We start from the raw sequence: 5150 nt of genomic DNA, 5'->3' as shown, positions 1-5150 counted from the left end.
CATCTCTCCAGAACAAGTCAATGATGCCCTAAACAGGTTTTCATTTGGTAACGAATAATCTGTAGAGTTTTAAGATATGAAACAAAAAAATAACTATTTGCAAAACTTTAAGCAAGAGTTAGCAAAAACAATGAAGAGGAAGTTGGTGGCTGAAAGAAAGGGTATTTTATGCCTTGATAATCTGGAACTTGTTGCTGAAAAATTGGATAAGCATTCAAAAAAATGCAGGGAATGTAGGAGAATGAAAGAGATTCTTCTTGAATACATTATGGAACTTCAGTATCTTGATTATAACTTGTTTTTTGATCCGAAAAGAAAGCATGAGCTTGATGCTTTGGTGGAAAAGAAATGTTTGTGTGTGATCAGGCATTTAAAAAAAAAGCATCATTATAGAGGGGTTTTAGAAAATAGAATTACTTGTGTATTTATTGGATTCTTCTCTGCAATTATGTTGCTGATTGTTAACTGGTTTATTGCCTTTGGTTGGCACTGGCTACTATCTTTCCCCACGATAACTATTGCTTGGTTGATTGGGTACACTCTAGATAAAAGAAACATAAAAAAGGGCTGGGCTATATGACGCAAAATGAAGATTGGGCAAAACATAACCGTCAAAGAAACCGAAAATGGCTTAAACATAACATTCGTCGCTTAAAAAAGATGTCTTCGGTAAAAAAAAGGCATTGGCTGGGTCTACGCCTTATTGAAACCACTCTTATTAATTCAATGCGAGCATTGGTGTTCGAGGCAGAAACAGATGAGGTAGCTAATACTTATAAAACTAACTTTGATCGGTATTTTAAGTTAATGGAAGCTCCAGATTCTGAGTATGTAAGTAGGGCGGAGATTAGGCATTGGAACAAAAAATTGATTAACCCTGTAGTAGATTATCTTCATGACCAAAAAGACTATGTTTTTAGACATGCTTTTAAACGTTTTTATACAGTCCGTGGTGTTTGGATAGGGGCATTGTTGTGGGGGGTGGGTGTTGTTAAAATGTTTAACTTTCCTTGGCTCTGGTATTATTCTTTGTTTTTGGTGATTGTGGCTTTTTTGGTGGGTAGTTTGATGGATTTTATTAACGTGAAAAAGGTATAGTTAAGTGTATTGAATTGTAATGGTCTAAACTATTTCAGCCAGTCCAAAGCCACCTTTTTCCCAAAAAAGTTTGTTAACTTGATGACTTCATCTTGTTGTAGGGGGTTGTCATATAGATGAATAGATTCTATTCGCACGGGCAAAGTAGCGTTGCAACCTGTAGTAAATACCACCCAAAAAACAGCCCAACGCTTAATAAAAATTTATGCTCAAGGCAAGCTCCTGAGCCAACCTACCCCCAACCACCGCTTTTATTTGGGGACCTCCGAGGCCAGTGCCGGGCGTTGGGTAGCCGCCGAAAACCTTCAGCCTGGCGACAGCTTATGGCTATTTAATCAACGAAGAATAGCCATTGATAGCCTCATAAAAGTAGATACTACAGTAAGGGTATACAACTTTGAGGTGGCCAACTTTCATACCTATTATGTAGGCAAGCAAAGTGTATTGGTGCACAACGATTGTGGTGCTTTGCCTAAGTTTTTTGTGCAGGTGCAGCCCTCAGGTAGTAGTGCTGCTTCTCAGGTGTTACAGCAGGCCAAAAGCATTGCCAATAGGTTGACTAGTACCCAAAAGCCAATGAAAAAATTTAAGGTACAACAGTCATTGGTGGGTTTGATCAGTAGTGCTGGAAACTCCTCAAAATCATTGTCTATAGCCAGTCTAAATTTCCTTGGTAAAATCAATAAAGGGGTCAAAAAAACAATTGAAAGCAAGTGGGCACAAACAACTGATGAAATATACTTGGGAATCAACCTGAACTATAATGAAAACAAGGAAGAGCTTGGCAAAGATATAAGTCCTTACAACAAGAAGTATTTATTGGCAATTTATCGGGATATGACTTTTGCTCATCATATGGCACGCATAGATCGAAACAGCAAAGCTGAAGGTTTACATTGTTTGATGTTTCCTATCATTCCTGACCCAGCAGCTGGGGGCACGGTTACCAAAGAGGTAAAGGAACTGTTACAACCCTTGCTAAAAAAGCTTAGAAGAGGAAACAAAAATGTGTTTGAACATCAGATCAATTACTTACCAATTGCTATTCCAGAAAAGAGGCTAAAGAACCCATTGACATACCAGCAATACAACTTTTTTCTGGAGAAAGCATTGGAGAGCATTACCAACAAATACAAAAGCCGAAAAAGTAAGAAAATTAAAGCTAAATCAGAAGACATCAGGAACGAGTTTCTCCATCTTATTAAACAGGCACGTCGCTATTTTGGCAACAAGGCAGCGGCAAACTTCTCTAATAAGGGCAATTACCGCAAACGCATTGGTCCCTCAGAAACAATCATAAGTCAGTGGAAGGCAACCTATGAACCCTTGGCAAAGGGCTTGGAAGGTGTTACCTACCACTTACTTGAGCTGGGCATTGATGTGTTCTTTAAGCACAAAGCCAAGCCGCGTTTTAAGGGAAATGTATTTACTGTGGCTACTAAAGCAAAAACCATCAGCGAGGCAGGCATTGCCCGTGCCTTACAAAACGAGGAGTTCAGAAAAATGGCTGTTGAGCTATACAAAGGGGTACAACAAAATGAGGGCAAAAAATTTAATTTCCCCGTGGAAAATGCCAATTCTAGAAAACTACTCAAGCAATTGCTAAGAACTTACCTTGTGAACGGATTATTTGAAGAAGACAGAAGAACCAGAAACAATTTTACGGAAAAGTTTCGTAACCTGACCATGCAAAAGAGAGGAGTCAACCTAAGTGGGGAAGCGGTAACTGGGCACAATGGGCTTTTTATTGATGGATTAAGGCATTTGAATATAACGGATATCGAAGAAATAGAAGGCTTGTGTCGAGCCTTATTCATTGAAGCTATAGCTACCCAAGACATACTTTACCGCATGCAGTTTTTGGACAAAGTAGATAATAAATTTAAAAATCAACGCCAGAGCAGTTGGCAGGGCAACAAAGATTTTTTGAACCAGGTAATTTATCAACAAAACGGGAAGCACATTGTGCATTCAGACTGGAAGGTATATGGGATTAAGGGAAACAACAAAAGTGGGGTCACTTCAAAGAGATTGCTCAAAACAACCCCTGGCACTGATTACATTACTCCCAACGATGTAGCCACCTTTATTACCGACAACGACCCTCAAACTGCCTTGTATTGCAAATATGTGGGCAAGCAAGACGACCCGGCCAATAAAATAGTAGAGGAACTGGTTTTCGCGAATATGATTGACCTGACCAAACTAAGTAAGATGGAAAGCGAGCACCTTTTTCAAACTACTGGGGTAAAGCCCAGTGTATTGTTTCAGTTTGGTGGTGCCTGGTGGAACACCCAAGTAACCTTTTATAACAGAGGAGGTACTTGGGGTACTTTTAAGTATTTGGTGACTGGTGGGGTTACTTTTGCTACATTACCCTTGGCAGCCGCCCATTATTCGGCCCGCTACAAACCTGGAGAACCACTTCCTGCTTGGGCAAACCTGCTCAAAACCGGGGCAGAATGGGCACTGGAAGAGTATTTTGGTATCAAAGTTAAATAAGAGTTAAAACTTCGAGTACACCAATGATGGTGTACTTGATTAATCATCATAAATAAACTCAAAACGTATTTGAGTTTTAGGAAGCCATTTTTTCAATTGATCTTTCATTTCTTCAGATAGAGGAGTTTGTTTAAGGCCTAAAAATTTAAGCGTTTTTATTTCACTGATTTCTTTGGCTACCTTAAATAAAGGATTTCTGTTCAGGCTTAATCTCTGGAGGTTTTTCATTTTCTCGATAGCAGGTGGAATCTCTACAATATCGTTTCCATCCAAGCCTAAGTCATTCAAGTATATAAGATCTGTAATTGAGGGAGGAAACTCTGTAAAATCAACATTGTTAAATTGAAGATATTTCAGGTTTATTAAATTGCCTATATTCAAAGGATTGCTCTTGAATTGACTGCTTGTCATTTGTAACTCTTCTAGTTGCTGTAATTCGCAAATGATTTCTGGAAAATCTCCCTCGTAAGCCAGCAAAAGTGTTTTTAGGTTTTGCAGATTTTTAAATTCATCGGGTATTTTTAGTGCCCTGCCCAGAACATTCAGGGATTCTAAATTAGTCAGTTCTCCAATTCTGGGGGGTAGGCTTCTGTCATCTGGTAAGTCCATGCCCATTTCTTTAGTATTAAATATGGTTTCTTCCATGTCTTTTAGGTCATACTTCCAGCAATCGAGGGTATGGCGGTAGGCAAGGTAGCCCTTGAGCTCTTCGGGGGTGCCATTTTTTTTCATGTCCTTGAAGATTTTGTTAAAATCCCTTGCCCACTTTTTCATACTTCGGGCACTGTATTCATCATACAGGTGCTCGTCTTGCTTCAAAACCGCCGTAATATGCTCTACTCTATCTTTTCTTTTAAATAGTCCCATAATGTTTGACTTTTTAAAGGTAAGTGTAGGCAAAAAAGAAGGGAAATCAAAAAAAATGTTGCCTATGCACGAAGCATCTTGGTGGAATACCCAGCTCACCCTCAGGATAAAAAATACGGCAGGGCGCAGAACCATACAGTTCTTATATGGTGCAAGTGGAGTGCTGACTACTTTACACTATTCGGCTCGTTTTAAGCCAGGCAAACCTTTGCCTTGGTGGGCAAATTACCTTAAGGAAAAAACAGAGTGGTTAATTAGTAATTGGGACTTGTTGCCTTGGTAATGTTTGATAGTTTTTGTTGTATTATGTTTGTAGCTTTAGGTTGGTGATTGAGTTTTTAGAGTCTATTCAGGAACTGTGTCAAAAATATGTAAAGCACTGATAATTAATATGCATTTTTTGAAATGGCATATTTTGCTGAACACTCTCAGTTTTTACAAAAAAAGTTTAGTGGATATCTTTATCTCTAGATTAGTTCAATGTTACTTGGGAAATAATTAATATGAGCTCGCTCTCTTACAAGAGTCAATGTTTTTATATCCTGCAGCTAGGTATTTCAGTATTCATACTTACCTTAAGCATTAAAAAATAATTGAAGTATCAGGTAACAACATGTTCGCCATCCTCCATTTTAAAATCTGTGAATGGCTCCAATAGACAATGTATCTTTAAAATCTATTGG

At 38.5% G+C, this 5150-nt stretch carries 5 protein-coding genes; 4 read left to right on the top strand and 1 reads right to left on the bottom strand.

Annotated features, from left to right (window positions below; all coding sequences use genetic code 11):
* Positions 1 to 76 precede the first annotated feature (76 nt).
* The 3 genes from Q0954_RS32745 to Q0954_RS32735 all read left to right on the top strand — a co-directional run bounded on the left by Q0954_RS32745 (position 77) and on the right by Q0954_RS32735 (position 3600).
* Entirely contained in the window at positions 77 to 580 is a 504-nt protein-coding gene (locus Q0954_RS32745) for a hypothetical protein (protein ID WP_299465861.1), read from the top strand.
* Positions 577 to 1098, top strand: a complete 522-nt coding sequence (locus tag Q0954_RS32740; protein ID WP_299465858.1) for a hypothetical protein — start codon at positions 577 to 579, stop codon at positions 1096 to 1098. The genes Q0954_RS32745 and Q0954_RS32740 overlap by 4 nt, the downstream gene beginning before the upstream one ends.
* A gap of 120 nt (positions 1099 to 1218) precedes the next feature.
* On the top strand, positions 1219 to 3600 hold the full coding sequence (locus Q0954_RS32735; RefSeq protein ID WP_366916776.1) for a polymorphic toxin-type HINT domain-containing protein: 2382 nt from the start codon (positions 1219 to 1221) through the stop codon (positions 3598 to 3600).
* A gap of 39 nt (positions 3601 to 3639) precedes the next feature.
* On the opposite strand, the gene Q0954_RS32730 is transcribed toward Q0954_RS32735, so the two are convergent.
* A complete protein-coding gene (locus tag Q0954_RS32730) occupies positions 3640 to 4467 on the bottom strand; it encodes a leucine-rich repeat domain-containing protein (RefSeq protein WP_299465855.1) in 828 nt (275 codons plus the stop codon).
* 1 nt (position 4468) lies between these two features.
* On the opposite strand from Q0954_RS32730, the gene Q0954_RS32725 reads away from it, so the two are divergent.
* Positions 4469 to 4750, top strand: coding sequence for a hypothetical protein (locus Q0954_RS32725; protein WP_299465852.1), 282 nt, complete (start codon positions 4469 to 4471; stop codon positions 4748 to 4750).
* Positions 4751 to 5150: the final 400 nt, after the last annotated feature.

The organism is uncultured Microscilla sp. (assembly GCF_947493425.1).
GTDB lineage: Bacteria > Bacteroidota > Bacteroidia > Cytophagales > Microscillaceae > Microscilla.
Note: the sequence above shows the minus strand (reverse complement) of the source record. Positions and strands in the feature narration are given on the sequence as shown.

What these genes read in the sequence shown, in the direction of transcription:
- Q0954_RS32745 (WP_299465861.1), top strand. Translation starts at nt 77, where the DNA reads ATGAAACAAAAAAATAACTATTTGCAAAACTTTAAGCAAGAGTTAGCA.
- Q0954_RS32740 (WP_299465858.1), top strand. Translation starts at nt 577, where the DNA reads ATGACGCAAAATGAAGATTGGGCAAAACATAACCGTCAAAGAAACCGA.
- Q0954_RS32730 (WP_299465855.1), bottom strand. Translation starts at nt 4,467, where the DNA reads ATGGGACTATTTAAAAGAAAAGATAGAGTAGAGCATATTACGGCGGTT.
- Q0954_RS32725 (WP_299465852.1), top strand. Translation starts at nt 4,469, where the DNA reads ATGTTTGACTTTTTAAAGGTAAGTGTAGGCAAAAAAGAAGGGAAATCA.